Source organism: Adlercreutzia faecimuris, from assembly GCF_022669055.1.
Lineage (GTDB): Bacteria > Actinomycetota > Coriobacteriia > Coriobacteriales > Eggerthellaceae > Enterorhabdus > Enterorhabdus faecimuris.
Map to the genome: position 1 here is coordinate 1067656 of NZ_JAJMLW010000001.1, position 26467 is coordinate 1094122.

Sequence of the window (26467 nt, forward strand, 5' to 3'; positions counted from 1 at the left end):
CCCGAGAACGGGCGCTGAATCTGGGAACTGGGAGGAGGTGAGCGCCATGGCAAGACCGAGGAAGCCGATGGCCCAGAAGGTGGCAGAGGGCGCGCACATCTCCAAGGCGGCGAAGCAAAAGGGCTTGGAGAGCGAGGTCTACGCGTCTGATGGGGCCATCGAGCCGCCTCCCTATCTGAACGGCCCGTCGCTGGCCCACTTCCGCAAGGTGGCGCGCTACATGATGCGCAAGAACGCGATGGCGAAAGCTGACATCTACGGAGAGATCGACGCGGAGGCTCTGGCGATGGCGTGCGTCTCCTACCAGAAGTCACTCGATGCGCTGCAGGAGGAGAAGGACGCGGACTCGAGCGAGGACATGGCCAGGGCGCAGCGCAAGCGCATATCGGAGAACAAGAACTACCGCGAGTTCATGACGAAGCTGCAGCTGGATCCGTCGAACCGCTTCATCGTGAACGCGAACGACGGTGACGACGATGCCGGCAGCGAATACGACGACGTGTAAGGCGCGCAAGAGGAAGCAGATCCGCTGCACTGAGATCACTGAGTACCTGCGCCTGGTCGAGACCGGCAAGGTGCGCTCGTGCGAGCGCCAGAAGAAGCTGTGCGCCTACGTCCGCAGGGTGTTCGCCACCGAGGAGCTGGTCATAGACACCGCGCGCCTGGAGAAGTACAAGGGCTTCATACGCTTCTTCCCGTTCGACAGGCTGTTCCCGTGGGAGACGTTCCTGCTGGCGCTCTTCCTCTGCGTGTACCGCAAGGACGGGGAGCCCAGGTGGGACGAGCTTATCTGCATAGTCGGGCGCGGAGCCGGGAAGAACGGGCTCATATCCTTCTTCTCCTGGTGCCTGACGACGGCAGCGAACGGCATAGAGAGGTACAACGTCAACATCGTGGCCAACTCCGAGGAGCAGGCCATGACGTCATTCAACGACGTCCGCGACATCCTCGACGGCGATCCGCTCCACTGGGGGCCGAAGTGGAGGTGGAACAAGAAGGAGATCGTCAACAGGTCGACCGGCTCGAAGATCAAGTACCTCACGAGCGGGGCGAACTCCAAGGACGGCGGTCGCCCCGGAATGGTCGTGTTCGACGAGGTCCACGAGTACGTCCGCTGGAAGCTCGTCGAGGTCATGACGACCGGCCTCGGCAAGGTCGACCACGGGCGCGCCGCCTACATCACGTCGATGGGTGACATCCGCGACGGCGTGCTCGACTCACTGCTGTCCGACTGCGACGACATCCTGGACGGCGACGAGCCGGACAACGGACGGCTCCCGTTCGTCTGCACGCTCGACAGCCGCGACGAGGTGCACGACGAGAAGAACTGGGAGAAGGCCAACCCGTCGCTACGATACCTGCCGCCGCGCTTCGTCGCGAAGCTGCGAAAGGAGTACCAGAAGTGGAGGAAGAACCCGGCTGGCGGCAACGCGTCCTTCATGACGCGCCGCATGGGAATCCCTCAGGGCGACATCGAGCACCAGGTGACCTCGTGGGAGAACCTGAAGCGGGCGTCGCGGCCCGTCCCAGACCTCACCGGCTGGCCGTGCGTGCTCGGCCTCGACTTCGCGAAGAAGGATGACTTCGTCTCCGCCGTGCTGCTGTTCAAGGACGGCGAGAGGTTCTACGCGATCCACCACTCGTGGTTCTGCCTGCAGTCACGCGACCGCGCGCGCATCAAGCCGCCGCTCGACGACTGGGCGGGCATGGGCATCCTCACGCTCGTCGACGACGTGGAGGTGCACACGAGCCTAATCAGGCAGTGGGTGAGCGACATGCAGGACGTCTACGACATCGAGATGGTCGCCATAGACGACTACCGCTACGACACCCTGCACGAGGCGCTGAGGGACGTCGGCTACGACGCCGCCGACGGCACGGTGTTCAGGGTGCGCCCGTCGAACCACATGAGGGTGCAGCCCATCATCAACTCCGCCTTCCTCACCGGGGGCATCGCGTGGGGCGACGACCCGGCCATGAGGTGGTTCACGAACAACACGAAGGTGGTTCCGTTCGCCAACGGGAACTACAAGTACGAGAAGATCAGCCCGAGGGACCGCAAGACCGACGGATTCATGGCGCTGGTGGCGGCCTTCTGCATCCAGGACAAGATACCGGAGCGCTACGAGCCGGTGTTCATGGAGCCGCTCATCTTCTGACAAGGCGCCGCCAAAAGGGTTAAAAGCGCATGGAAACGCGCGATTGGCGGCCACTTCCAGCAGAAAACAGTGAAAAACGCGCCCAAAGGCGCGAGGAACGCGGGATAAGGCGAAAGGAGCGCGAACAATGGCCAACTTCCTCACCAGGCGCCTTGGCTTCCTCGGCAGGCCCTTCACTGAGGCCGAGATCGACGCGGTGATAGGGTCGATGAGCGAGCGGGTCGCCTTCAAGCAGCTGGCCCTCTACATCGCCAAGTCCTACGTCGCGAACGCGCTCTCGAAGTGCGAGGTCAAGGTGTACGACGGCGGCGAGGAGGTGCATGACGACCTGTACTACCGCCTGAACGTCTCGCCGAACCCAAACCAGAGCGGATCGCAGATGCTCAACGCCCTCGTGGACAGGCTCTGCACCGACGACGAGGCGCTGATCGTGCCGTACAGGAAGAAGTACCTCTACGTCGCCGACAGCTTCGCGCTGGACAAGCAGCCGCTCCGGGACCACGTCATGCGCAGCATCGTCGTGGAGGGCAAGCAGGTGAGGGACATGAGGGCGTCCGACGTCTACTACTTCCGGCTGAACGGGGACTCCTGCGGGAACAGCGTCAAGTCAATCATCGACAGCCTCTACGACGACTACGGAAAGCTGATCGGGGCGGCCATCGAGGGCTTCCGCGCCACGCGCGGGCGGAAGTACAAGCTGGTGCTCGAGAACGTCAAGATCGGCGACGCGAAGTTCAACGAGGAGTACGAGAAGGTCGTCAAGAAGCAGCTCGAGGCGTTCATGGCCAACCCAAACGCCATCTACCCGCAATTCAAGGGATACGACCTGCAGGAGATGAAGCACGAGACGGCCGGCGACTCCGGCGACATCATCGCCATGCGCAAGGAGATATTCGACACGGTGGCCCAGGCGTACAAGATCCCAAACTCGATGATGTACGGCAACATGACCAACACCAACGACGTGGTCAACCAGTTCCTCACGTTCGCCGTCGACCCCATCGCCTCGGTGATCTCCGACGAGCTCACGCGCAAGTCGTTCACATTCCAGGAGTGGGAGTCCGGGTCGAAGGTTCAGGTCGACACCAAGCGCATCAACCACGTGGACATCTTCAACGTCGCCAACGGCATAGAGAAGCTGATCGCCTGCGGGGCCTTCAGCGTCGACATGGTGCTGGCGGAGCTCGGCTACCAGCCGCTCGACACCGAATTCAGCGCGGCCCACTTCATCACGAAGAACTACAGCCGCGCCGAAGATGCGATGAACCCGCTCTTAGAGGGAGGTGAGAAACAATGAAACGCTACTACTCGCTAGTCCAGGACGGCGCCACCGCCGACGTCGACATCTACGGCGACATCACGTCATACCCGTGGAGCGAGTCGGACGTGAGCGCCTACGGCCTCTCCAAGCAGCTCGCCGAGCTCGAGGGCGTCGAGACCATCAACGTCAACATCAACAGCTACGGCGGCGAGGTGGCGGAGGGCCTGGCGATCTACAACGCGCTCAAGCGCCACAAGGCGCGGGTGGTCACGCGCTGCGACGGCTTCGCGTGCTCCATCGCGTCGGTGATCTTCGCCGCCGGCGACGAGCGCGTCATGCACGACGCCTCGCTGCTGATGATCCACAACGCGTGGACGTCGGTATGGGGCGCCAACGCCGCCGAGCTGCGCAAGCAGGCCGACGACCTCGACACGATCACCCAGGCGTCGAAGGCCGCCTACATGGCCAACGTGAGCATCACCGAGGAGGAGCTGTCCGCGCTCATGGACGCGGAGACGTGGATCAGCCCGCAGGACGCGCTGGACATGGGCTTCGCGACATCTGTCGAGAGCTTCGAGTCGGCGGCCAACGTGAGCCAGAGCGCCCGCGCCTCCGTGTTCGCCAAGATCGCCGCCGCGCAGGCCGAGGAGCCCGACGACCCCGACGACGAGACGGAGGAGCCGGAGGATCCCGGTGAGCCGGACACGCAGCCCGATGACCCCGAGGGGCCTGAAGACCCGGAGGAGCCCGACGAGACGGAGGGCGCAGACGACGAGGACGATAAGGGGGCGCAGCGATGCGCCTCCTTCGTATCCATGGCATTCAACTAAAAGCAGAAACTAGGAGGCAACGAGAATGGCAATCAAGCTCAAGAACGCTAACATCGGCTCCGTCATGGCCAAGGCGATGAAGTCCGGGGATGAGAAGGAGATCGAGTCGGCGTGGGATCAGTTCCACGCCGCCCTCGCCGAGCAGGTGGCTGACGACGCGGAGGAGGTCAGGCAGTCCAACGACGCGGCGATCCTCGCGCAGCGCGGCTACCGCCAGCTGACCGCGAGCGAGACGAAGTGGTACCAGCGCTTCGCCGAGGCGGCCAAGTCCGACAACCCGCAGCAGAAGTTCACCGAGATCATCGGCTCCGGCGAGGAAGCCGACCTGATGCCCGAGACGATCATCGAGAACATCTACAAGGACCTCGTCGAGGATCACGCGCTGCTCGGCAAGGTGAACTTCCAGTACGTCAAGTATGCCGTCAAGTGGATCCTCAACGACCACACCAAGCAGAAGGCCGTCTGGGGCAAGATCACCGACGCGATCACGAAGGAGATCACCAGCGGCTTCAAGATCATCGACATCAACCAGGCGAAGCTCTCCGCCTACTGCTTCATCGAGCGCGGGATGCTCGACCTCGGCCCGGTGTTCCTCGACGGCTACATCCGCACGGTGCTCCTGGAGGCCCTTAAGTGCGGCCTCGAGACCGGCATCGTGTCGGGTAACGGCCTCAACGCTCCCGCCGGCATCGACCGCGACATCCACGAGGGCGTGTCCTTCTCCACCACCACCGGCTACCCGAAGAAGACCGCCGTCGCGGTGACCGACTTCACGCCCGCGACCTACGGGGAGCTGCTAGGCAAGATCGCCGTGACCGAGAGCGGCGCCATCCGCAAGTTCGACAAGGTGCAGATGGTCGTGAACATGGCGGACTACCTGACCAAGGTCATGCCGGCCACGACGATGCTCACGCCGCAGGGCACCTACGCCAACAACCTGTTCCCCTTCCCGACCGAGGTCATCGTCTCCAACGAGGTGGCCAAGGGCGAGGCCCTGATCGGCCTGCTTGACGAGTACAACATGTTCGTCGGCGGCGAGCAGAACGGCGTGATCGAGTTCAGCGACGACTTCAAGTTCCTGGACGACACCCGCTACTTCAAGGTCAAGCAGTACGGCACCGGCCGTGCCTTCGACAACACCTCGTTCGTCCTGCTCGACATCAGCGGCCTCGACCCCGCGTACCTCAACGTCAAGACGGTCGCTACGGTCGCAGGCGAGGTCAACGTCAACTCCACGGACGTGACCCCCACGGTCTAGGAGGAGGTGACGGCGAATGGCTGCCATCAGCCTCAAGGACATGGTGCGGGCGAGGATCAGCGTCACGTGGAGCGACCCCGCGACCGACGCCCGCATCGACGATGCGATCATCCCAGCCGCCGAGGCGGCCATCCGCCAGAAGGTCGGCATCCCGGACGGCGCCGGATTCGAGTTCGGCGCCCCCGGGTCTGAGGCGGAGACGATGCTGCTCCTGGCCCACTGCTACTACCAGTGGAACAACGCCGAGGACGAGTTCGACGGCAACTACGGCCACGAGATCGCCCAGGCGCGGATCAGGTGGGAGGTGCTGCAGAATGCTCAAGCCGAGGAAGCACCTGCCGGCCTATAACGACGGCATCCTCCGCGTCTACCGCGAGGAGCGGGGGCGCGTCACCGACTTCGGCGCGCCCCGCAACGTCTACGGCATCGCTGACATGGAGCTCGTGGCGCGGCTCGCGTACCGGGTCGAGGGATGCCGGGAGCAGGACTTCGAGTTCGCGGAGCGGGCCAGCTTCCAGCTGACGCTGAAGGTCAGCACGCAGCGGGTCGGCGGCATCGACGCCGGCTGCAAAGTGGTCATCGGGAGGACGCTGTTCGATATCGGGCACGTCGACCCGAGCCGAACCGAGCTGTACTTCTACCTGCAGGAGGTGGGCGAAGTTGACGACGCTTAACGACGTGCGGGACGCGCTCGCGGATATCGACCCGAACGTGTACTACGGCACCGCCGCGAAGCTGCCGAAGGGCGCCCCGTGGAACTACATCGTGTTCTCGCGGTCGACCATGGGGCGCTCGCCCGGCAGGACGGGCATGGCCGACGGCGTGGAGGTCGCCATCGTGCGCGAGGAGTACATACCCGACGGCCTGGCCGAGGCGGTGGTCGAGGCCGTCGAGGCAATACCGGGGATGCGCCAGGCGTCAGGCGACGCCCGCTACTACTACGAGGTTCGCCCCGGCACCACGACGACGTGCGAGATGCTGCTGCTGGACTTCACGAGGGCGAGGAGGCGGTGAGGGGCGGCGTCGTCTCGATGGACTACTCGGAGATCGCGGAGCTGTCCGAGGCGGCAGCCAGGTTCGGGGACGGGGCGGAGGACGCCGTCAGCGACGTCCTGCACAGCGAGGCCGGCGCCGCAATCTACGAGCGCATCAACCCGCTCATCCACCCGTCCGGCAGGAGGTTCAAGGGGCACACCGCTTCCGCCGCGCGGGCGGACTGGCCGCGCTACGACACCGACGAGGCCCTGGCCGTCACCGTCGGCGCGAAGGCTAGGTGGCGGTACCTCTACTTCCCGGACGACGGGAGCGCCACTGCTCGGCACGCCGGCAACCAGCGGTTCTTCGAGCGCGGCGCCGAGCAGGCCGCGCCGGAGATCGCCAGGAGATGCGTCGACCGGCTGCTCGGCAAGTGGAACGAAGAATGAAGAAGGAGTGATCCGAATGGCAACTACCAACGAGACGCAGTTCAGCGAGTTCGAGTGCGACCTCCTGAGCATGAAGATCGGAGAGACCGCCTACGATGTGAAGTGCATCGGCAACATCGAGCAGGAGTCGGAGGTGCGCAAGGTCACCAAGAAGTGCTGCGGCGTCGTCGCGAAGAGCCGCACCTACGGCACCGGCAACGGCACGCTGAAGCTCACCGCGCACATGCCCTACAAGTGCTACGTGGAGCTGCACGCCATGGACGGCGCCGACCTCAAGGACGGCATCTACGGCTACGGGCGCGGCAGCCTCCACCCCGTCGTCCCCATCACGGGGCACATCACCAACGAGGACGGGGACGAGAAGTACAAGGCGTGGCCCTGCTGCACCGTCTCCACCGGCCCCGCCGACAAGATCGAGAACGGCGCCGAGGAGGTGGCCGAGGTCGAGCTTGAGATCGCGTTCACGCCCGACGTCAACGGCTACGGCGTGTACGAGGCTCTGGCCGACGACCTCGACGAGGCCACCAAGGCGGCGTGGATGAAGGAGTTCACCCCCGCGCTCATGCAGGTTGCTACCGTCTAGCAAGGAGGAACGAGACATGGCAGAGAGCAAGACCAAGAAGAGCGCCGTCAAGGCGGCCGAGCCCGAGGAGAAGTCCGTTGAGCCCATGGCGCCCGACGCGGCGCCGGAGGCCGAGGAGGCCGGGCCCGAGGAGGCGGCTGCCGATCTCGTGGCCGCGCGCGTCGTCGAGAAGTTCCGCGACGCCAAGACCGGCAGCATCCTCGACGTGGGCCTCGTTGTCGTCCTGACCCGCGAGCGGTTCGACGAGATCGCCGCGAAGGGCCGATACGTCGAGGAGGCCATGGCCGTCTAGGCCACGAGGCGACGACGCAGAATGACACGGGGGGGCGCGGGCGACCACGCCCCCCTCTCATTTGGAGGAATGACTGATGAAGGATATCAACTACCGCGACTTCACGCTGGGGAGCGGCGAGACGGTGAAGCTGTCGCTCGCCCACATCCTGCAGCTCAAGCTGAGCACGAAGCGCAAGGACATCTACGCAAAGTACTCGAAGATCAGCGGCAGGGGCCCGCAGAACGAGCTCGAGAACGCCTACATCCTCTACGCGGCCTACGCCTGCGCCTACGTCGGCATGAACGACGGCGACGGGGGGATGATGGGGGAGACGGAGTGGTACGAGGCCATGACCGAGGATCGCGACGCCATCAACGAGGCGCTCCAGGGGCTGTATTACCCAAACCGCAAGACGGCTTCCGCGGGCCGTTCGTAGAGGCAACGAGCAGGACAAGGCCGAGGAGGAGGGTGCCGCGCTTCGAGATCGAGGGCGTCGAGGACGCGTACACCTACTACGTCCTCCTGCTGGGGATACCGGAGGGCGTGTTCTGGTACGCGGACCCGCCGTTCGTCCAGCGCGTAGCCGAGAACAAGTCGGCGTACGACGCGTGGGACGCATGCGAGCGGGAGAAGGAGATCGAGAGGGCGGGGAGGAGGTAGGGCCATGGCCAGGAACGAGGCGAAGGTAAGGTTCGTCGCCGAGACGGAGGGGCTTACCGCCGGCATATCCAAGGTAAACGGCGCAAACAAGGAGCTGCGAAGCGAGCTGAAGCTGGTCGACGCGCAGATGAGGAGCGGCGGCGAGTCCGCGTCCCTCCTTGAGCAGCGCCAGCGCATCCTCGGGGAGCAGGCGGCGAACACGGCCGAGAAGGCCGCCATGCTGCAGCAGAAGCTGGAGGCGGCGGAGAGGGCGTTCGGCACGGGCTCGGCCGAGGCCGAGCGCCTGCGCACCTCCCTCAACTACGTGCGCGTCGACCAGGAGAAGCTGGCCGCCGAGATGGCCTCGACGACCGCGAGGCTCGAGGCCCAGGCCGCCGCAGAGCGGAGCTCGGAGAGCGCGCTGGACAAGCTGACGGCCACCATCGGCCGCCAGAAGGCGGAGGTCGCGCGTCTCGAGGGCGAGTACAAGAGCGCCGTCGTGCAGTTCGGCCGGTCGTCTGCCGAGGCGCGCCAGCTGGAGTCCGGCCTGTCGCGCGCCAACTCCGGGCTCGCGCAGAGCGAGGCCAAGATGCAGGAGGCCGAGCGCGCCGCCAAGGACCTCGCGTGCGGCCTGGACGACGCGGCCGACAGCGCGCGCGACGCCGGCTCGAGCATCGGGGACATCGCCGCGGGGAACATGCTGGCAGACATGGCCGGCGGCGCAGCGAGCGCCCTCGCGGGGCTCTCGGAGGCCACCGAGGAGAACCGCGCGGCCATGAACAGGCTCGGAGTGGCCTACGAGTGGTCCGGGCGCAGCATCGACGAGGCCAGGGACGTGTACCAGGGCTTCCTCGGCCTGTGCGGGGACAGCGGCCAGGCCGTCGAGGCGGCGCAGCTCATGAACAACCTCGCCGACGCCGGCGCGAGCATCGACGAGTGGTACGGCATCGCCGCCGGCACCACCGCGGCCTTCGGCGACGCCCTGCCCATCGAGAGCCTGATCGAGTCTGCGAACGAGACGGTCAGGTGCGGCACGGTGACGGGCGGCCTGGCGGACGCACTCAACTGGACTGCGATCAGCCAGGCGCGCCTGAACGACCAGCTGGGCGACCACCCCGCCGTCATGGGCGCCTACAACGAGGCCGTCGCGGAGGGGGCGAGCCAGGAGGATGCCATGAACGCGGCCCTGGCCGCCTGCTCGTCCGAGCAGGAGCGCCAGGAGGTGCTGACGGCCGCGCTGCTGCAGCAGTACGGGGAGCTGGGCGCCGGCTTCGCCGAGGTCAACTCCGACATAGACGCCGCGCGCAGGGCCAACGACGACCTCGTGCAGGCGCAGTCGCAGCTCGCCGAGCAGGTGGCCCCGCTGCAGACCGCGGTGACCCAGCTCGCCGCCGATGGCATAGGCCTCCTCGCCGGCAACCTGCAGACCGTCGTCCCTGTCGTGGTTGGGCTCGGGACCGCCCTTGGCGGCCTCTGGCTCGTCATGAACGGCGCCAGCGTCATCCAGGGCGTCGCGACGTCGTTCGGCGCGCTCAACGCCGTCATGGCGGCGAACCCGGTCGGGATAGTGGTCGTCGCGGTCGCGGGGCTCGTGGCCGGCATCATCACGCTCTGGAACACGAGCGAGGAGTTCCGCGTGTTCTGGATAGGCGTCTGGGACGGGGTGCGCGCGGCGGCGGGCGACGCCCGGGCGTGGGTCGAGGGCAACGTGATCCAGCCCATGTCGACCGGGTTCGGGCAGTTCTGCGAGTTCATCAACCTTCTGTTCTCCGACCCGTTCGCCGCCCTGCGCGTCGCGGGGGAGGGCATAATCGCGTGGTTCTCCTCGAGGTTCCCCGGCGTCAGCTCGACCGTCGGGTCGGTCATCAGGGCGGCCCAGGCGTTCTTCTCCGACCCGTTCGGGGCGCTCCGCTCGGCCGGGGACGCCGTCGTCGCCGCCATAGGGGCGAGGTTCCCCGGCGTCAGCTCGACCGTCGGGTCGGTCATAGGCGCCGTCAAGGGCTTCCTCGCTGATCCGTTCGCTCCCCTGCGAAACGCGGTCGACTCCGCCGTGTCGTGGTTCAAGCGCACGTTCCGGCTCGAGATACCGCCCATCAAGATGCCCCCGCTGCCGCACCCGAAGATCAGCGGGAGCTTCAGTCTCAACCCCCCTAGCGTCCCGCACATCAGCGTCGAGTGGTACGCGAGGGCCATGGACACCGCGACGGTGCTCACGGGCCCCACGATCTTCGGGGCCGCCGGCGGATCGCTCCTTGGCGGGGGAGAGGCCGGCAGGGAGGTCGTGTCGGGCGAGGGCCACCTGATCGGCCTCATCGAGGCGGCGGTGTCCCGCAACGTCGACAGGTCCGGCATCGACCGCGTCGTGGCGGCCATCCGGAGGCTCGACGATGGCCTCGGCGGCAAGATCCGCGACAACTCGCCGCGGTTCCCGGACGAGCGCCAGTTCGGCCGCATGGCGAGGAAGGCGGTGGAGAGATGAGCGACGGGTTCACCTACGCCGGCGGAAACGGCGACGTGATCGACTTCCTCTCCGAGCCGTACTTTGCCGACCCCACCGCTTTCTGCGCCCATGAGTGGTCGGTGCTGCAGCTCGGCTCGTCGATAGCGGGCCTGGGCAACGCCAGCGGCGAGTACGAGGTCAGCGTGGGCATATCAGCCGCCACCCAGGATGGGGGGGCGAGAGGCGTACAGGCGGATGGCCGACGCGTTCGAGTTCGACGCCGCGGCCGGCAAGCCCGCCGCGCTGACCGTGAACGGGTACGGGGCGAGGGCCTACGCGACAGCCGTCGGCGTCTCGGAGGACGACTCGTTCGGCCTCTACGAGGTCACCTGCCAGGTGAGGTTCGTCGTGGACGGCGGGCTCTGGACGATGGAGCACCCGCGCTTCTTCGCAGCCGGGTCGGGAGACGGCCTCAACTACCCGTACGACTACCCGTACAACTTCGGCAGCGGCACGGGCCAGCACGTCGCCAACCCCGGCTCGCCGCCCGCGCCGGTCGTGATAACCGTCTACGGCCCGGCGGAGGGCCCCAAGGTCGTCATCGCCGGCAACTCCTACGAGGTGGACGCCGCCGTTGACGCCGGCGGGAGGCTCGTCATCGACGGCCTGGCCAAGACCATCACGCTCTACGACGCCTACGGGCGGGCGGAGAACGCGTTCTCCAAGCGCCGGGGGGTGCAGAGGGAGGGCAGCGGCTCCTACGTGTTCCAGCGCGTCCCGCGCGGCCAGTCGCCGGTCAGCTGGGACGGCGGGTTCTCGTTCGAGGCGCGCGTCGTCGAGGTCCGCGGCTCGCCGATCCCGGAGGTGCCGCGATGGTGGTAGACGTTGTGTACACGGACGCCGCCGGCGTGGAGCAGGGCATGGTCGACTGCGACCTAGACCTGGCGTACGGCGATGACGAGAACGACTTCGAGGCCGTCATCCCCTACGGGGCGCAGGTCGCCTACGGGTCGCTCATGTACGTGGACGGCACGGAGTGGGGAGGGGTCGTCAGGGGATTCCGCGAGGACACCACCGGCCCCGCCCCCGTCCTGACAGCCCTCGGCCAGACGTGGCACGGCATCCTCGCCGAGACGTACGTCTGCCCCGACGGCGACCACCTGGCCGTGTCGGGCGACGCCAACGCGGCCATCGCGGCGGTGATCGCCCACGTGGGGCTGTCCGCCGTGTTCGACGTGGAGGCGGGCCCGAGCGGCATCGCCGTGTCCCACCAGTTCGCACGCTTCTGCGACGCCTACTCGGGCATCAGGGAGATGCTGGCGAAGGCGAACGCGAAGCTGCGGATCACCAAGGATCCCGGCGCCAGGCCGCGCCTTGCCGCCGTAGAGGCCGGCGAGCACGCGGACGGCGAGATGGGGATACGCATCGGCTACAAGATGCAGCGTACGAGGCCCGTGAACCACCTCATATGCCTGGGGAAGGGCGAGCTGTCCGAGCGCACAGTCCTGCACCTCTACGCGGACGAGGACGGCAACGTGTCGCAGGGGCAGACGCAGTACGGCCTGGCGGAGCGCCAGGCGATCTACGAGAACACCAACGCCGAGGACGACGAGCTCATGGCGGACGGCATGAGGGAGCTGGCCGAGATGCAGGCCACGTCCACGGTGACGCTCAGGCCGCCGGCAGGCATGGAGCTTGAGGTGGGGGACGCCATCGGGGCGTCATCTGAGCGAATCGGACTCTCGGCCATGGCTCGGATCACGAAGACGGTCGTGAGAATCAGCGGTGGCGCCGTGGAGATAGAGCACGACGCCGACGAGAGGAGGTAGCGATAGATGACGGTAGAGCTGGTAACGGGGAAGGGCGCGGACAGCCACGTCGGCTCCGATGACATCGGCCTGTATAACGCGCGCACCATAGGCCCCGGCCGCTACATCCTCCACGGATGCGAGGCCACCGTGGTCAACGCCAACACGGTGCGCATCGGCGAGGGCGAGATGCTGCTGGACGGCAGGTACGTCCGCGTCAAGGGCAGCGAGGACGTGGCCATACAGAGCGGCGTCGTCGACAAGAAGAGGATCGACCTGATAGCGGTCAGGTACTCCAAGGGGACGGACGGTGTCGAGGACTCGCCCATCGCGGCTATCCCTGGCACGCCGACCGCGGGTGAGCCCGCCGATCCGGCCCACGTCGACGGGAGCATCCTGGACGGCGACGTGGACGTGGACATCCCCGTCTACAGGGTGAGGGTGGACGGTCTCGCGGTCGGCGACCCGGAGCTGCTGATAGACCAGGGCCCCGAGCCCTACGTCGGCCACCTGCACGGGAAGGGCGACATCACCGACCTGGCCACGTGGGCCAAGGCCGACAGCAAGCCGTCGTACACGCCGGATGAGGTGGGCGCGGCGGCCAAGAGCCACAGCCACGTCGCGGCGAGCGTGACCGACCTCAAGGCGTGGCTGCTCGCCAACATCTTCAGGGTCGGGTACATCTGGCCGTCCCGCGTGGCGACCAACCCGGCCTCGATCCTGGGCGGCACGTGGGTGGAGATCACGGACACGAAGCTGTTCATCGGCGTCTACCTGTACCGCCGCACGGCATAAGGAGGGAACCATGAGAATCATCGACGCCGACGGCATCGAGGTCGAAGACCCCGACCTGTCCCTCGGCCGCCTCGAGCCCGACACGCTCGTCATCGCGAGCCACCCGGCCGTGCCCGAGGTCGAGGAGCTGCGGGAGGAGGTGCTCGTCTGGCCCGAGCCCGGGATGCCCGAGTGGGACGAGCGCGACGGGGACGGGCGGCTGCTCGCCGCCCTCTACCGCGAGGAGGTCGTCCGCGAGTGGCAGCCAGCCCAGGACGCCTGGGACGAGACCGAGGACGTGCTGCGCTACGTGCCCTACACGGAAGAGGAGCTGGCCGAGATCGCGCGCGCCGAGGCAGAGGCCGAGGAGGCCCGCAAGAGGGCCGAGGAGGAGGCCGCCCGTCGCGCCGAGCTGGACGCGTGGCTCGCCGGCGCGCCCGAGCAGGCGGCCGACCTGGACGAGGCCGTGGTTGAGCTGTACGAGGCCCAGTCCCAGGCGCAGCTCGACACCGACGAGGCCCTGACGGCCCTATACGAGGCCATTCTCTCGATGAACGGAGGAGACTAGCATGAAGACCATCGCCAAGAGCTACGCACGCCTTATCCGGGCCGGCCGCAAGGCGCTCGCCGAGGTGCCCGCCGAGATCGTGCCGGCGCTGCGCGAGGTGGCCCCCGACCTGTTCGAGGAGGCGACTGATGGCGATTAACTACAAGAAGACCGCCTGGAACGACAACGCCAGCGGCTACACGCCCATCACGCCCACGCGGCTAAACAACATCGAGAACGCCCTCAAGTCGGTTTGCGACGGCTGGGATTCCGTATCCCAGCCGACCGCCTTCGCCTGCGCGATGCATAACTGCACCAGCTCAGGCGTGCTCAAGGGCTACAAGGTAGGCCGGCTCGTAACTCTCTACATGACGGGCATCCCCGCGCTGTCGGCCGACCTCGCGGCCTGGAACGGCCGCCAGGTCGCCACGGTGCCGGCCGGCTACAGGCCGGCGGCCGAGGCATGGCTCCCGGCCTCGTTCGACCGCGGCGGCGGCTACGTCACCATTGCCACTAACGGCGCCGTGACGATCCACGCGCGCGACGTCGCGCTGCCCAAGGGGTACGGCTTCGCCGTCGGCGGGCCTTACGTATCCTAGAGGATGCGCCAGACGGCCGTGACGGGCGTCGCCGACGAGTATCCGGCGGCCGTGAAGCCGTTGCCTACGGCGGTAGCCCTGGACAGCATGATGGAGCACCTCTTGAGCGTCAGGGTGTTGCCCGAGATCGCGAACCAGCCGCCCCAGTCCTGCACGTCCCAGTCGACTACTTCTGGGACGAATTGCGTCGCCGCGAACCGCACGTCTCCGCTCTTCAGGACGACCGGGAAAACCTGCCCGTTTCCGTCCTTGAACTCAAGCCCGATCACCTTGCACGCGCTCAGGCCGTTGATCGTGACGCTACTCCCAGGGTTTAGGGTACCCGCCCAGAGCCTCTGGGATACGGAATGCCGTCAGCCGACGACGAGCCAGTTGACCAGGAACCCTTTGTGCGTGATGCCAGACGTTGTGAACACGTACAGCGTGAAGCTCGTCGTGGTCTTTCGCCGGACGCTACAGCCTGCCGGCACCCCGTCCGCCTGGGCGGTCGCCAGCACGGCATAAGAGGTGTCGGGCATGGTTCGCCCGATGCTGACGGTGATTTCGCAAAAGGCGAAGTTGCCCCACGCTGACAAGTCTCGTCCGCCGGCGTCCACGACGCCACGGGATACGGAATGCCGTCAGAACCCGATGGGGTAGGACGCGGTGCCGGTGCGCTTGTCCGACGAGCCCGTGTTGCCGTAGTTGCCCACCTCTATGACGCCGCTCGCGAACACCGTCATGTAGCCCGTACAGCTCGCCCCGTTGGCGGTAAGCATCGGCACTTGGATATCCACCCTGGGGCGGTACCCCTCAGGGATGGTATAGGGGCACCGCACCGTGTCCCACGAGCCGGCGCCGGTGCGGACGTCCTTGGCCATGACCCATACCTCGCCGTTGTGGCGCTGCACGTACCAGCCATTCCCCTCATACATCTTGACGCGGGATACGGAATCCCTATGCGGCCATCGGCAGCGCCTGGGCCGACGCGAGGTCTATCCCAGCGTACATGTCGTCGCAGGTCTTGCCCATGACGCGCCGGGCCACCTTGCGCTGGGCGCGCTTCGCGCTCGCCTGGGTGAGGGCGAAGTAGTACCGGTAGGTCGTCTGGATGGACGAGTGCCCCATCATGGCGGCCACCGTCTCCATGGGCACCCCGGCCTGCGCGGCGATGGAGCCCCAGGTGTGCCGCAGGTTCTTCATCGTGATCCTGGGCAGCCGGTTGCGCCGTATCCACGCCTGGATGCGGTAGGCCGCCTGGCGCGGCGTGAGGGCGCCGATGACGAGCCCGCGGGGCCGCCCCTTGGCCACCCACAGCTGGTGCAGCCGGTCTAGGGCCCAGGGCGGCAGGCAGCAGTCGCGCTCGCCCTTGGCGGTCTTGGTGGGCCACTCGCGCGCCCCCTCCGAGCCCTGGACGAGCGTGGAGCGGATGGGCACCGCGCCCGTGCGCCAGTTGACGGACTCCCAGCGCACGGCGTAGCACTCGCCCGGGCGCGTCCCGAGGGCCGCCTGGATGATGGCCGTGGCCTCGCACTCGCAGCCGACGAGCCCGCGTATGAGGCGCTTGAGCCGCCTCTGGGTCAGCGTCTCGGGCCTGTAGGCGGGCTTGCGGGGCATCTCGACGCCGCGGGTGGGGTCGGCGACATAAAGACCCCACTTGTCGATGGCCCAGCGGATCACCTGCCGCAGGCACTTGTAGGCCTTCTCCGCGCCCCCGGGGCCGGCTGAGGGCGCGAGCTCGTCCACCCAGTCCTGCACGGCGTCCCGGGTGATGTCGCGGATGGCCATGCCGCCCCAGCGCGGCAGCACGTGGCGGCGGATGGACGACTCGTAGCCGTCCACGGTGTGCGCCCTCTTGCGGCGGCGCTTCTCGGGCAGGTAGTGCTGGGTTGCGATCTGCCCGATGGTCATGGCCATGGCGGCCTCGGCTGTGACGGTCATGGTGGGCTCCTCTCGTTTTCCGGTCAGCGATCCCATCGTATGAAAGGATGTGATGCCAATGCCAGGAGAGGACGCGGCGACGCACTACATCGACGCCATGGCGGCGGCGGGGGAGGGCCCGATGTGGCTCTTCGCCCTCGGGGTGCTGGCCATCGCGGCCGTCGTCGCCTACAAGATCCTCCCCGTCGTCAAGGAGTGCAAGCTGCGCTCCATCGACATCGAGGAGCAGCGCGAGCAGCGCAAGGCCGAGGAGGCCAGGATGCGCGACGAGCGCGACCGGGAGAGCGCGGCCATCAACGCGCGGGCGGTGGACGCCCAGGAGAGGTCTACCGCCGCCATGGCGGCCATGACCCAGCAGATGGCCGTGATGTCGGGGCAGCTCGAGATGTCCCGCGACAGGAGCGCCCACATGGGCGGCCAGATCGACGACATGGCCCACAAGGTGAGCGAGATCCACGGGGCCGTTGTCGTAAACCAACCACCTAACAGCAAGGAGTGATGCAAAATGACCATGATCGAGGCAGTCGCGGTGATCGTCGCCGCACTGGCCGTGCCCTACGGGGTGCAGCTCATCAAGCACGGGGCCGTGTCCGGCTCCGCCGCCCGCTGGCTCGCCATCGGCGTGTCGGTCGCGGCCGGCCTGCTCTGCGGCCTGGCGGGCGGGCCGCCCCAGTCCCCGGGCGCCTGGCTCGCCTGCGTGATGTCCACCGTGGGCGGCGTGCAGGTGGCCTACTCGACGTACAAGTCTGTCGGCGTGACGTCCAAGTGGCTCGACGCGCTCGCGGACGTGGCGACCGGCTGGGAGACGACGCCCGAGGACGAGCGATGACGCGCCAGGACTGGGCGGACGCCGCCGTGTTCGCCGTGTGCGCGGCCGTCGCGCTGGGGTGCTGCGGGCTCATGTGGATCGCGCAGCACCCGCTGGACGAGCCCGGGCCGGCTCCCATCGCGGCATCGGCCGAGGAGGCGCGCCATGGCGACCGCTGACGAGCTCGTGGCCCTCGCCCAGGGGGAGGTCGGCTACTCGCGCTGGGACGACCCGCTGCCGGGCACCAAGTACGGCAGGTGGTTCGAGGAGCAGGTGGACAAGGATCCGAGCAACTTTGACTACGGGGCCAGCGGCGTGGCCTACTGCGCCATGTTCGTCAGCTGGTGCCTGTGGATGCTCGGCGTCGAGTGCGCCGGGATGCCGTCGGCCTACTGCCCGGCCATACACAACCACCAGCACCTGAGCGCCGGAGAGCTGGAGCCGGGCGACCTCGCGCTGTTCGACTGGGAGGACGACGGCACCGACGACCACGTCGGCATCGTCGTGTCCAACGACCGCGAGGCGCGCGTGATCCGCACCATCGAGGGCAACACCGCGGGCGGGCGCGTCGCCGAGCGCACGCGCGCCTACTCGACGGTCTGCGGGGGCATCCGTCCCCGCTTCGACGCGGCACCGGCCGCGAAGCCCTCTGCTCCGACTGCTCCGACCGAAGGAAAGGAGGAGACGGTGTACGCCTTCCCCCTCGTCAAGCGCGGCGCCGAGGGCGACGCCGTGCGCCTCATGCAGGCCGCCCTCAACGTCCGCGCCGCCGCCAAGCTCAGCGTGGACGGCGACTACGGAGACAAGACCGGCAAGGCCCTCGTCGCCTGGCAGCGCCGATGCGGCGTCGAGGCCGACGGAGACTGCGGCCCCATCACCTGGGGCACGCTGCTCTGCGACTAGAAACGATGATGTCCGCAAAGTGGTAGGATGAGACAGAGATGAGAGGAGGGCCAGTGGCGCTTGGGTGGTATAACACATCTGACATGAGTAGCATGGGGTGGACGTGCGGATACTGCGGGAGGGCTGTTGGCGGGAGCGTTGGATACCATCGCAATGCGACAAGCGATGATTCGCGAGTCATCTACATCTGCCCCCATTGCGAGAACCCGACGGCGTTCGTCCGTAATGATTCCGGCCGGTATGAGCAGTTCCCCGATGCTGTGCGAGGCAACGAGGTGGGAAGCCTGCCGCCCTCAGTGGCATCGCTCTACGGAGAAGTGCGGCGCTGCATCCAGTATACGGCCTATACCTCCGCAGTTCTTGGCATGAGGAAGCTGCTCATGCACGTAGCCGTGGATAAGGGCGCTCCCGAGAACTGCGCCTTCATCTCGTACATAGACTTCCTCAACGACAACGGCTGGATTCCACCGAGCGGTCGGGACTGGGTGGACGCCATCCGGAAGGGCGGCAACGAGGCGACCCACGAGATAGTCCTCATGTCGGAGGAGGATGCGGTGAGGCTCCTGGACTTCGCCGAGATGTTGCTGAAGATAGTGTACGAGTTCCCGGCTAAGATCAACCCCTCGTAAATCGCTCTGCCTGATGCGCCCCGTCCCCGCATAACGCTGGAGGCGGGGCGCCTTTTGCTTTTCGTGTACAAATTCGTGTACAAATAAACGGATTTGAAGCGTACTATTCCGTATTGTCCGATAGTTCGAATAATACCGAATTATTCGTTTGATCAGGTAAAACGTATTCGAACGATAACGTCTGATAATGTCCAATTTAGATTTCGCAACGTGGGGGTCGTGGGTTCGAATCCCATCATCTCCACCACGGTAACTCGAGCGGGGCCGGATCGTCTGATCCGGCCCCGCCTTCATTTCCCCGCCTTCTCCTCGTGCAGGAAGCAGCCCTCGTCGTGGGACCAGATGACGCCGACGGACTGGAGGTAGGCGTAGGTGACGGTGGTGCCGACGAAGCGCATGCCGCGGCGGCGCAGGTCGGCCGACACCGCGTCGGAGAGCGGCGAGGACGCGAGCCCCGCCTCGCGCACGACCTCCCCGCCCGTCCAGCCCCACAGATACGCGTCGAAGTTGCCGAACTCGCGCTGGATGGCGCGGAAGGCGCGCGCGTTGCCGATGGCGGCTTCGATCTTGCGGCGGTTGCGGACGATGCCGGCGTCGGCCATGAGCCGCTCGACGTCAGCGGGGCCGAAGGCGGCGACGGCGTCCAGGTCGAAGCCGGCGAAGGCGCGGCGGAAGGCCTCGCGCTTGTTCAGGATGCACTCCCAGCTGAGCCCGGCCTGGAAGCACTCCAGCACGAGCATCTCGAAGAGGCGCCCGTCGTCGTGGCAGGGCACGCCCCACTCGCGGTCGTGGTAGGCCAGGTAGGTCGGGTTGTGCGGGTTCGCCCACGCGCACCGCGCCTTGCCGTCGTTCCATTCCATGGGCGCTCCCTCCGCCGTCGTGGTCGCCGCGCGGCCGCGGCGCGGGGTTCCATGGTAGCGCATCGGGTGCGGGGAGGGCGGGGGCGCCGCGCCCGACGCGTCCCGCGGCGCGGCGCCTTTCCGCGTTGTCAGACGCGTCCGTAGCGCAGGCCGAAGCGCTCGGCCAGGGCCGCGGCGACGGCGTCGTCGTCGGGCAGGTCGATGATGTCCCTGCGGCCGTCCTCGCGGATGGTGAGGCGCCGATCGCGCAGGCCGACGTAGCCGCGTGGCGTGCGGAGGTTGGCCAGGTCGTGGTCGCGGAAGAGCGCGCCGGGGCTCGAGAAGGCCAGGTTGAGCGCGTCGAAGTCCTGCTCCTCGACGGCGGCCGCGCACAGCTCGAGCTCCACCTGGCGCCGCGGGGGAGCGGCCTCGTTGAACAGGTCGCCGGCCGCGCTCGTCACGCGCTCGACGCGCCACCAGCCGCCGCCGGCGTCCGCGGCGACGAACGTCTCGCCTGCGACGGCCTGCTCGACGCCGTCGCGCAGCGGCAGCGCGCCCAGGGGCATGGGGCCGCCGAAGCCCACGTCCGCGAAGAGCTCCTCGCCGCCGAGGGCGACGACCATGCCGCGGTGGTTGACGGGCATGCGGCCCGGCCGGCCCAGCACGGCGCGGCAGAGCACGGGCCGCACGCTGAAGCCGAGGGAGGCGAGCAGGGCCTGGAACAGCCGGTTCAGCTCGAAGCAGTAGCCGCCGCGCCCCTCGGCGACCACCTTGCGGAACAGGGCGTCCAGCGCGAGGTCGGGCGTCCCGCCGGCGCGGCGCAGCCCGATGGTCTCGAAGGGCACGCTCAGCTGGTGGAGCGCCACCAGCGCGTCGAGCGTCGCGCGGTCGGCCCGCGCCGCGCCCGCGAACTCGATGCGCGCCAGGTACGCGTCGACCTGCGCGGGCGCGAGCATCGGTTCCGCGCTCGCTGTGCCCGCCTCCTGCGCGCCACCCCCGGCAGCCCTCGCGGTATCCTCGTGCTGGGAATCGGCCACATCGTCCTCCTCGCCGATCGGCGGCCCGCCATCGCGGTGCCGCGCTGACAATCCGGCCGGACGAGGCCGTGCGCCTTAGTATAGCGTGAGAACCGCCGCCTCCTACGGCGCCGAGGTGCGCGCCATCCCCTTCGACGCCTCCGGCTGCCAGGCGGTGAACGACTGGGTCGCCCGCCAGACCCGCGGGCGCATCCCGCGCCTGCTCGCCAGCCTGCCCGAGCGCGGCGAGATGACCCTGGTGAACGCCCTGGCCCTCGACGCCGCGTGGGAGAGCCCCTACGAGGACGCCCAGGTGGCGCGGGCCGATTTCCGCAACGCCGACGGAACCGCGTCCTCGGTGGATCTCATGGCGTCGACGGAGCGGGGCTACCTGGAGATCGCCGGCGGCACGGGTTTCACGCGGCCCTATGCCGACGGGCCCTACGCCTTCGCGGCGCTTCTGCCGCCCGAGGGCACGGCGCTCGCCGACTACCTGGGCGCCCTCGACGGCGACGCCCTCGCCCGCGTCCTGGTCAGCCCCTCCTTCCGCGAGGTGCGCGCGTGGCTGCCGGCCTTCGAGGTTCGGACGCACGTCGACCTCACCGAGCCGCTGCGCGCGCTCGGCATCGTCGACGCCTTCGACCCGCACGACGCGGACTTCGGCCCCCTGGGCTCCTCGAGCGCGGGCCCGCTGTTCATCGGCGGCGCGGTCCAGGCCTGCGCACTCGAGGTGGACGCCGAGGGCACGCGCGGCGCCGCGGCGACGGCCCTGGTGCTCGAGGCCGGCGCCGCCCCCGACCCCGCCCCGCCCGCCGAGGTGCGCCTCGACCGGCCGTTCCTCTACCTCGTCTACGACCGCGCGGCCGGCGTGCCCCTGTTCATCGGCACGGTGGAGTCCCTGCCCTCCGCGTAGCGGGTCGCAGGTCGCGCGACCGGGCGCGCTAGAGGCGCTGGGCCTTCTCGACGCAGGCGGCGACGGCCTCCATGACGGCGGCGCGGAAGGCGCCGGCCTCGAGCGCGGCAACGCCCTCGATGGTGGTGCCGCCCGGCGAGCACACCATGTCCTTGAGCTCGCCGGGGTGCCGGCCGGTCTCGAGCGCGAGCTTGGCGCTGCCCATGACCGCCTGGGCGGCGAACTCGAGGGCCTGGGCGCGCGGCATGCCCGCGGCCACCCCGCCGTCGGCCAGGGCCTCGACGAACATGAACACGAAGGCCGGCGAGCTGCCCGCCACGGCGCTGGCGGCGTCCATCAGGCGCTCCGGGATGACCGAGGCCGTGCCGCAGGCGCCCATGAGGCGCAGGACGAGGGCCTCGTCGTCGGCGGTGGCGCGGGGCCCGGGGCACACCGCCGTGCAGCCCGCCCCCACGAGCGCCGGCGTGTTCGGCATGCAGCGCACCAGGCGGACGGGACGGCCGAAGAGCCCCTCGATCACCTCGACGGTGAGCCCGGCGGCGATGCTGACGACGAGCGTCTCGTCGCGCACGGCATCGCGCGCCTCGGCGATGACCTCGGGGAAGAAGACCGGCTTCACGGCCAGCACCAGCACGTCGGCGGCACGCGCCACCGCGGCGTTGTCGGCCGTGACCTCGATGCCGAGCTCCGCGGCGCGACGCTCGCGCGTGGCCGCGGTCTTGGCCGAGCCGATGACGTCGCCCGGCTCCACGATACCCTGGGCCAGAAGCCCGCCGATGATGGCCGTCGCCATGTTGCCCAGCCCGATGAACCCGATGCGCATGTCGCGCCCCCTTCGTCGCCGCGCCCGCCGGGCGCCCTCGCGCGGGGCGCCGCGCGCCCCGCTCCTTCCGTGCCAGCCATTATAGGCCGCCCGCCCACCCCCGGTACCCGTGACCTCCCGCAGCGGCGCCGGCGCCCGCCGACGCCGCGCCGCACGCGAATGGCCCACGCTGCCAGAAAAGCCGACTTATCACACGGGATTCCCTCCTCCTGCGAGATGACCTTCTCCTTCTATCAGCGTTTTACCTGTTAGAAATTATTCTCAATATAAATAATTAAACGAAAGAGGCCGCAGAAGCCGAAAAACCGCGAAAACGCGTGTGATAAGTCAGCTTTTCTGGCAGCGAGATGTGATAAGTCCGCGTTTCTGGCAGGATCTGCCGAAAAAGCGGAGATATCACACGCCCGCCAGCGCGCTCACGGCGCCGCACCTCCCGCCGCCCCCGGCGCCCGCGACCTCCCACCTCCGCCCGCGCCCCGGCCCGAAGAAAACCCCGCGTGGGGCGCTTTCTTTCCAATATGGAATCTTTCTTTCCATCCCCCTAACAACGTCTCGGCCAAGGCGCCCTTATGCTTCGGGGCATCGGGCAGGGCCCGGCCTCGCGCAGGCGGAACCGCCCGGAAGAGAGAAAGGGGATACCATGGTAAAGAAAGGCGTCGGGGCCGACTCCTCGCACCTCCTGGGCCTCGGCTGGTGCGGCAACGGCCTGGGCTCCAACACCGCCGTCGTCGACGTGAGGGACGGCAAGATCCTGCGCACGCGCAACTTCGACTTCTCCGAGGGCTACGCGCCCGAGGACCTGAACGCCTGGAAGCTCACCGTGGGCGACAAGACGTTCGAGGGGCCGATGGTCATGCCGCTGCCGCCGGCGTCCACGCCGACCGCTGGATACCGGTCTACCCCAACACCGACCTGGCGCTGCAGTTCGCCATCGCGTACGTGTGGATCACCGAGGGGCTCTACGACCGCGACTACGTCGAGACGCACACCGTCGGCTTCGACTGGCTCGAGTACGAGGTGATGGGCGGCGCCACCGGCGTGGTCAAGACGCCCGAGTGGGCCGAGGCCGTCTGCGGCGTGCCCTCCCGCATCATCAAGGCCCTCGCCCGCAAGTGGCACCGCCAGGCCACCACCGTCGCCCACTGCAACGGCGGCGGCTACATCCGCAGCGCCTACCCCCACGAGCCGGCGCGCATGGAGGTGGTGCTCCTGGCCATGCAGGGGCTCGGCAAGCCGGGCCGCAACCAGTTCAAGTTCGTGGAATGGGGCCTCTACGGGGCCGACAGCCAGAAGGCCGTGCCGCTGAGCGTTCCCTTCGGCACGCTCCAGGCCGGCTACAACGGCGCGCAGTCGCCCTTCGTGCGCTTCATCCCCAAGACGCTCATCCCCCAGGGCATCCGCGCGAAGGAGCCCTTCACCTGGATGGGCATCCCACGCCCGAGCATGCCGCGCGAGAACCAGTTCCGCGAGTACCGCTTCCCCATGACCGACGACGACCCGTACCTGCACATGATCTGGACGGACTGCCCCTGCTGGACCACCTGCTGGAACGGCGGCAACGACTTCATCGACGCCCTGCGCAGCCCCGAGCTGGAATGCGTGGTGGCCCAGCACCCCTGGCTTGGGAACGACTGCCTGTTCGCCGACCTGCTGCTGCCCGTCAACACCAAGTACGAGGAGCGCGACATCGGATCGGAGTTCGACGACGCCGTGCCCAACGTCATCTACCTGGAGACCCAGTGCATCGAGCCTCTGGGCGAGTCGAAGTCCGACTGGGAGGTGGCCTGCGCCGTGGCCGAGCGCGTGGGCCTGCTCGAGGAGTACACCGACGGCCGCGACGTGGACGCCTGCATCCGCGACGCCTTCGACGACTCGGGCGCGCCGGACTTCATATCCTGGGAGGAGTTCGTGGACAAGGAGTACCTGGCGGTGCCGTTCGTCAAGGACTGGGAGGACATCCCCGCCGGCTACGAGGAGTTCTGCGCCGACCCGAAGGCCCACCCGCTCACCACGCCCTCCGGCCTGCTGGAGATCTACTCCACGTCGCTGGCGGCGCGCTTCCCCGATGACGTGGAGCGCCTGCCCTACCCCCACTTCATCGACGAGGGCCCGAGCCATCAGGAGAGCCGCCTGGGCGAGCGCGGGAGGGACTACCCCTTCCTCATGGTGTCCAACCACCCGCGCTGGCGCGTGCACGCCCAGATGGACGACATCCCCTGGCTGCGCGAGGTGGCCAAGGTCACGGGCGAGGACGGCTACGCCTACGAGCCCGTCTGGCTGCACCCCTCCGACGCGGCGGCCTACGGCATCGCCGACGGCGACGTGGTGCGCATCTACAACGAGCGCGGCTGGACGCTCGGCGGCGCGGTGGTGACCGAGCGCATCATGCCCGGCTCATCCTCACCATGAACATCGACGGGGAGCTGCGGCGGCGCTGCAACTTCATGCGGCTGCGCCAGGACTCCTTCTGCGTCGCGACGCCGCTCGGGCACCCCCTGGCCGGCCGCGCAGGGGCGCGCTACTCCCCGAACCAGGCCGCCGTCAGGGCGCGCACGCCGGGGGCGATGTCCTCCTCGGCGATGGCCGAGAACCCCACCAGCACGCAGCCGGCCGGCGCGGCGGACGCGCGGGCCCAGTAGCGCTTCGTGCCGTACACCGCCACGCCCCCGGCGCGCGCCGCCTCGATCAGCTCCTCCTCCGTCCTCCCGTCGCGCACGCGCACGAGCAGGTGCAGCCCCGTGCCGTTCTCCAGCACGTCCACGCGATCCCCCATCTCCTCGCGCAGCGCGCCGGTGAGCGCCTCGTACTTGCGGCGGTTGCGCACCTGGATGCGCCGGAGGTGCCGATCCCACCCGTCGTGCATGAACTGCCCGAGCACCGCCTGGTTGAGCCACGGCACCTCGGCGTAGGCCCCCTCGAAGACGGCCCGCCACCGCTCGAGCAGCGTCGGCGGCAGCATCAGGTAGTTCATGCGCAGGGCGGGGGAGAGCGACTTGGAGAACGTCCCCATGTACGCCACGCGCCCGTCCCGATCCATGGTGGCCAGGGGCGGCAGGGCCCGCTCGCGGTAGCGGAAGTCGCGGCAGTAGTCGTCCTCCAGGATGAAGGCGTCGCGGTCGCGTGCCCATTCCAGCAGCCGGGCGCGCAGCGCCGCCGGCATGACCTGGCAGGTGGGGAACTGGCTCGAGGGCGTCACGTAGGCGAGCCGCGCGCCGCTGGCGTCCAGGTCGTCCAGGAAGTGGGCGTAGTCGTCGCCCACGCGGCACGGCGCCACGGCGAACCGCGCGCGCTCGACGGCGGCGCGCACCCCGCCGTAGCCCGGATCCTCCATGGCCACCACGTCGCGCGGGTCGAACAGCGCGAGCAGATTGCGCACGCCGCTGCACGTGCCGCCCTGGATGATCACCTGGTCGGGCGTGCAGTCGATGCCGCGCTGGGTGGTCAGGCGCCACGCCACCTCGGCGCGCAGCTCCGGCTCGCCGGCCGGGTCGTTGTAGGCGTCGCATCCGACGCCCTCCACCGACAGCAGGACGTCGTCGGTGAGGGCGCGCCAGGCCGCGGCGGGGAAGGTGCCCGGCTCGAGGTCACCGTAGGTGAAGTCGTAGCGGGCGCATGGCGCGGGCTCGCCCAGCATCACGGGCCGCTCAGGCGCGCTCGGCGACACTAGCGCCAGGTCGCAGGCCACGTACCCCGACCCGGGGCGGCTGGCGACGTAGCCCTCGGCCACGAGCATCCGGTAGGCGGCCTCCACGGTGTTGCGCGAGCAGCCCACGTCGTCGGCCAGGCCGCGGATGGAGGGGAGCCTGCTGCCCGGTGGGTAGGCCCCCGTCTCCACCCCGTCGTGGATCTGCCGGTAGATCTGCTGGTAGATGGGCTCGTCAGACCGCTCGTCGATGTGCATGGCGTCGCTCCCTCCCGCGGTAAGCCTCGGGCAACTTTGTGGAGGCCCTGTGGAACCGTCCCCCTCGACCGCCCCAACTGTCCCCATGATTTTAACAGGCGCCGTCCCTTCCGCCGCCG

Annotated in this window: 35 protein-coding genes; 28 read left to right on the top strand and 7 right to left on the bottom strand. The window is 68.3% G+C overall.

What is annotated here, in order from left to right; genetic code table 11:
- Positions 1–46 precede the first annotated feature (46 nt).
- From LPT13_RS03965 to LPT13_RS04060, 20 genes are all read left to right on the top strand, one after another.
- Positions 47–505 carry a hypothetical protein gene (locus LPT13_RS03965; protein ID WP_242163736.1) on the top strand — a complete coding sequence of 153 codons (459 nt, stop codon included), beginning with the start codon at positions 47–49 and terminating at the stop codon, positions 503–505.
- Entirely contained in the window at positions 477–2159 is a 1683-nt protein-coding gene (locus tag LPT13_RS03970) for a terminase TerL endonuclease subunit (RefSeq protein ID WP_242163738.1), read from the top strand. Before LPT13_RS03965 ends, LPT13_RS03970 begins: the two co-directional genes overlap by 29 nt.
- 127 nt (positions 2160–2286) lie before the next feature.
- The gene (locus tag LPT13_RS03975) at positions 2287–3456 is read left to right on the top strand and encodes a phage portal protein (protein ID WP_242163740.1); all 1170 of its coding nucleotides are present in this window, start codon (positions 2287–2289) and stop codon (positions 3454–3456) included.
- Positions 3453–4250, top strand: coding sequence for a head maturation protease, ClpP-related (locus tag LPT13_RS03980; RefSeq protein WP_242163742.1), 798 nt, complete (start codon positions 3453–3455; stop codon positions 4248–4250). Before LPT13_RS03975 ends, LPT13_RS03980 begins: the two co-directional genes overlap by 4 nt.
- A gap of 25 nt (positions 4251–4275) precedes the next feature.
- Complete coding sequence (locus tag LPT13_RS03985) at positions 4276–5508, top strand: phage major capsid protein (protein ID WP_242163744.1); 1233 nt, start codon at positions 4276–4278, stop codon at positions 5506–5508.
- A gap of 16 nt (positions 5509–5524) precedes the next feature.
- Entirely contained in the window at positions 5525–5857 is a 333-nt protein-coding gene (locus LPT13_RS03990; RefSeq protein ID WP_242163746.1) for a hypothetical protein, read from the top strand.
- Positions 5823–6182: a hypothetical protein gene (locus LPT13_RS03995; RefSeq protein ID WP_242163748.1), complete on the top strand. Its 360-nt coding sequence runs from the start codon at positions 5823–5825 to the stop codon at positions 6180–6182. Before LPT13_RS03990 ends, LPT13_RS03995 begins: the two co-directional genes overlap by 35 nt.
- Positions 6169–6522: a hypothetical protein gene (locus LPT13_RS04000; RefSeq protein ID WP_242163750.1), complete on the top strand. Its 354-nt coding sequence runs from the start codon at positions 6169–6171 to the stop codon at positions 6520–6522. The genes LPT13_RS03995 and LPT13_RS04000 overlap by 14 nt, the downstream gene beginning before the upstream one ends.
- A complete protein-coding gene (locus LPT13_RS04005) occupies positions 6519–6932 on the top strand; it encodes a hypothetical protein (RefSeq protein WP_242163752.1) in 414 nt (137 codons plus the stop codon). The genes LPT13_RS04000 and LPT13_RS04005 overlap by 4 nt, the downstream gene beginning before the upstream one ends.
- Positions 6933–6948: 16 nt before the next feature.
- Entirely contained in the window at positions 6949–7515 is a 567-nt protein-coding gene (locus tag LPT13_RS04010; RefSeq protein ID WP_242163755.1) for a hypothetical protein, read from the top strand.
- A 16-nt stretch (positions 7516–7531) separates the two neighbouring features.
- Complete coding sequence (locus LPT13_RS04015; RefSeq protein WP_242163757.1) at positions 7532–7807, top strand: hypothetical protein; 276 nt, start codon at positions 7532–7534, stop codon at positions 7805–7807.
- Positions 7808–7883: 76 nt separating this feature from the next.
- Positions 7884–8225 carry a hypothetical protein gene (locus LPT13_RS04020; protein ID WP_242163758.1) on the top strand — a complete coding sequence of 114 codons (342 nt, stop codon included), beginning with the start codon at positions 7884–7886 and terminating at the stop codon, positions 8223–8225.
- 32 nt (positions 8226–8257) lie between these two features.
- The gene (locus LPT13_RS04025) at positions 8258–8449 is read left to right on the top strand and encodes a hypothetical protein (RefSeq protein WP_242163760.1); all 192 of its coding nucleotides are present in this window, start codon (positions 8258–8260) and stop codon (positions 8447–8449) included.
- A 4-nt stretch (positions 8450–8453) separates the two neighbouring features.
- Positions 8454–10907 (top strand): hypothetical protein, encoded by a 2454-nt coding sequence (locus LPT13_RS04030; RefSeq protein ID WP_242163762.1) that lies wholly within the window; start codon positions 8454–8456, stop codon positions 10905–10907.
- Positions 10908–11123: 216 nt separating this feature from the next.
- Positions 11124–11750: a hypothetical protein gene (locus LPT13_RS04035; RefSeq protein WP_242163765.1), complete on the top strand. Its 627-nt coding sequence runs from the start codon at positions 11124–11126 to the stop codon at positions 11748–11750.
- The gene (locus LPT13_RS04040; protein ID WP_242163767.1) at positions 11741–12697 is read left to right on the top strand and encodes a hypothetical protein; all 957 of its coding nucleotides are present in this window, start codon (positions 11741–11743) and stop codon (positions 12695–12697) included. Before LPT13_RS04035 ends, LPT13_RS04040 begins: the two co-directional genes overlap by 10 nt.
- A 6-nt stretch (positions 12698–12703) precedes the next feature.
- Positions 12704–13471: a hypothetical protein gene (locus LPT13_RS04045; protein WP_242163769.1), complete on the top strand. Its 768-nt coding sequence runs from the start codon at positions 12704–12706 to the stop codon at positions 13469–13471.
- 10 nt (positions 13472–13481) lie between these two features.
- Positions 13482–14018 carry a hypothetical protein gene (locus tag LPT13_RS04050; RefSeq protein WP_242163771.1) on the top strand — a complete coding sequence of 179 codons (537 nt, stop codon included), beginning with the start codon at positions 13482–13484 and terminating at the stop codon, positions 14016–14018.
- A gap of 1 nt (position 14019) precedes the next feature.
- On the top strand, positions 14020–14157 hold the full coding sequence (locus tag LPT13_RS04055) for a CD1375 family protein (RefSeq protein WP_242163773.1): 138 nt from the start codon (positions 14020–14022) through the stop codon (positions 14155–14157).
- Positions 14147–14596, top strand: a complete 450-nt coding sequence (locus LPT13_RS04060) for a hypothetical protein (RefSeq protein WP_242163775.1) — start codon at positions 14147–14149, stop codon at positions 14594–14596. Before LPT13_RS04055 ends, LPT13_RS04060 begins: the two co-directional genes overlap by 11 nt.
- Here LPT13_RS04060 and LPT13_RS04065 read toward each other — a convergent pair.
- The 3 genes from LPT13_RS04065 to LPT13_RS04075 form a co-directional block, all read right to left on the bottom strand.
- Positions 14593–14751 carry a hypothetical protein gene (locus tag LPT13_RS04065; protein WP_242163777.1) on the bottom strand — a complete coding sequence of 53 codons (159 nt, stop codon included), beginning with the start codon at positions 14749–14751 and terminating at the stop codon, positions 14593–14595. The two genes, LPT13_RS04060 and LPT13_RS04065, sit on opposite strands and share 4 nt — an antisense overlap.
- A 465-nt stretch (positions 14752–15216) precedes the next feature.
- Positions 15217–15486, bottom strand: coding sequence for a hypothetical protein (locus LPT13_RS04070; RefSeq protein ID WP_242163779.1), 270 nt, complete (start codon positions 15484–15486; stop codon positions 15217–15219).
- A 46-nt stretch (positions 15487–15532) separates the two neighbouring features.
- Positions 15533–16516, bottom strand: coding sequence for a tyrosine-type recombinase/integrase (locus LPT13_RS04075; RefSeq protein ID WP_242163781.1), 984 nt, complete (start codon positions 16514–16516; stop codon positions 15533–15535).
- Positions 16517–16568: 52 nt separating this feature from the next.
- Here LPT13_RS04075 and LPT13_RS04080 point away from each other — a divergent pair, with 52 nt between their 5' ends.
- Genes LPT13_RS04080 through LPT13_RS04100 form a run of 5 tightly spaced genes read left to right on the top strand, consistent with a single transcriptional unit; the run spans position 16569 to position 18856 of the window.
- Positions 16569–17015, top strand: a complete 447-nt coding sequence (locus LPT13_RS04080) for a hypothetical protein (RefSeq protein ID WP_242163783.1) — start codon at positions 16569–16571, stop codon at positions 17013–17015.
- 6 nt (positions 17016–17021) lie between these two features.
- Positions 17022–17345 carry a hypothetical protein gene (locus LPT13_RS04085; RefSeq protein WP_242163785.1) on the top strand — a complete coding sequence of 108 codons (324 nt, stop codon included), beginning with the start codon at positions 17022–17024 and terminating at the stop codon, positions 17343–17345.
- Complete coding sequence (locus tag LPT13_RS04090; protein WP_242163787.1) at positions 17342–17503, top strand: hypothetical protein; 162 nt, start codon at positions 17342–17344, stop codon at positions 17501–17503. Before LPT13_RS04085 ends, LPT13_RS04090 begins: the two co-directional genes overlap by 4 nt.
- The gene (locus LPT13_RS04095; RefSeq protein ID WP_242163789.1) at positions 17490–18227 is read left to right on the top strand and encodes a peptidoglycan-binding protein; all 738 of its coding nucleotides are present in this window, start codon (positions 17490–17492) and stop codon (positions 18225–18227) included. The genes LPT13_RS04090 and LPT13_RS04095 overlap by 14 nt, the downstream gene beginning before the upstream one ends.
- Before the next feature lie 53 nt (positions 18228–18280).
- Positions 18281–18856 carry a DUF4145 domain-containing protein gene (locus LPT13_RS04100; protein ID WP_242163791.1) on the top strand — a complete coding sequence of 192 codons (576 nt, stop codon included), beginning with the start codon at positions 18281–18283 and terminating at the stop codon, positions 18854–18856.
- Positions 18857–19146: 290 nt separating this feature from the next.
- Here LPT13_RS04100 and LPT13_RS04105 read toward each other — a convergent pair whose 3' ends face one another.
- Positions 19147–19716 carry a DNA-3-methyladenine glycosylase I gene (locus LPT13_RS04105; protein WP_242163793.1) on the bottom strand — a complete coding sequence of 190 codons (570 nt, stop codon included), beginning with the start codon at positions 19714–19716 and terminating at the stop codon, positions 19147–19149.
- 128 nt (positions 19717–19844) lie between these two features.
- Positions 19845–20732, bottom strand: a complete 888-nt coding sequence (locus LPT13_RS04110) for an arylamine N-acetyltransferase family protein (protein ID WP_242163795.1) — start codon at positions 20730–20732, stop codon at positions 19845–19847.
- A gap of 85 nt (positions 20733–20817) precedes the next feature.
- On the opposite strand from LPT13_RS04110, the gene LPT13_RS04115 reads away from it, so the two are divergent.
- Positions 20818–21624, top strand: coding sequence for a serpin family protein (locus tag LPT13_RS04115; RefSeq protein WP_242163797.1), 807 nt, complete (start codon positions 20818–20820; stop codon positions 21622–21624).
- Positions 21625–21652: 28 nt separating this feature from the next.
- Here LPT13_RS04115 and proC read toward each other — a convergent pair whose 3' ends face one another.
- Complete coding sequence (gene proC / locus LPT13_RS04120) at positions 21653–22447, bottom strand: pyrroline-5-carboxylate reductase (RefSeq protein ID WP_242163799.1); 795 nt, start codon at positions 22445–22447, stop codon at positions 21653–21655.
- A 640-nt stretch (positions 22448–23087) separates the two neighbouring features.
- On the opposite strand from proC, the gene LPT13_RS11950 reads away from it, so the two are divergent.
- A complete protein-coding gene (locus LPT13_RS11950) occupies positions 23088–23468 on the top strand; it encodes a hypothetical protein (protein WP_488211937.1) in 381 nt (126 codons plus the stop codon).
- Positions 23378–24856 (top strand): molybdopterin dinucleotide binding domain-containing protein, encoded by a 1479-nt coding sequence (locus LPT13_RS04125; protein ID WP_488211938.1) that lies wholly within the window; start codon positions 23378–23380, stop codon positions 24854–24856. Before LPT13_RS11950 ends, LPT13_RS04125 begins: the two co-directional genes overlap by 91 nt.
- Before the next feature lie 109 nt (positions 24857–24965).
- Here LPT13_RS04125 and pdxR read toward each other — a convergent pair whose 3' ends face one another.
- Entirely contained in the window at positions 24966–26348 is a 1383-nt protein-coding gene (pdxR, locus tag LPT13_RS04130; RefSeq protein WP_242163803.1) for a MocR-like pyridoxine biosynthesis transcription factor PdxR, read from the bottom strand.
- Between the last annotated feature and the right edge of the window lie 119 nt (positions 26349–26467).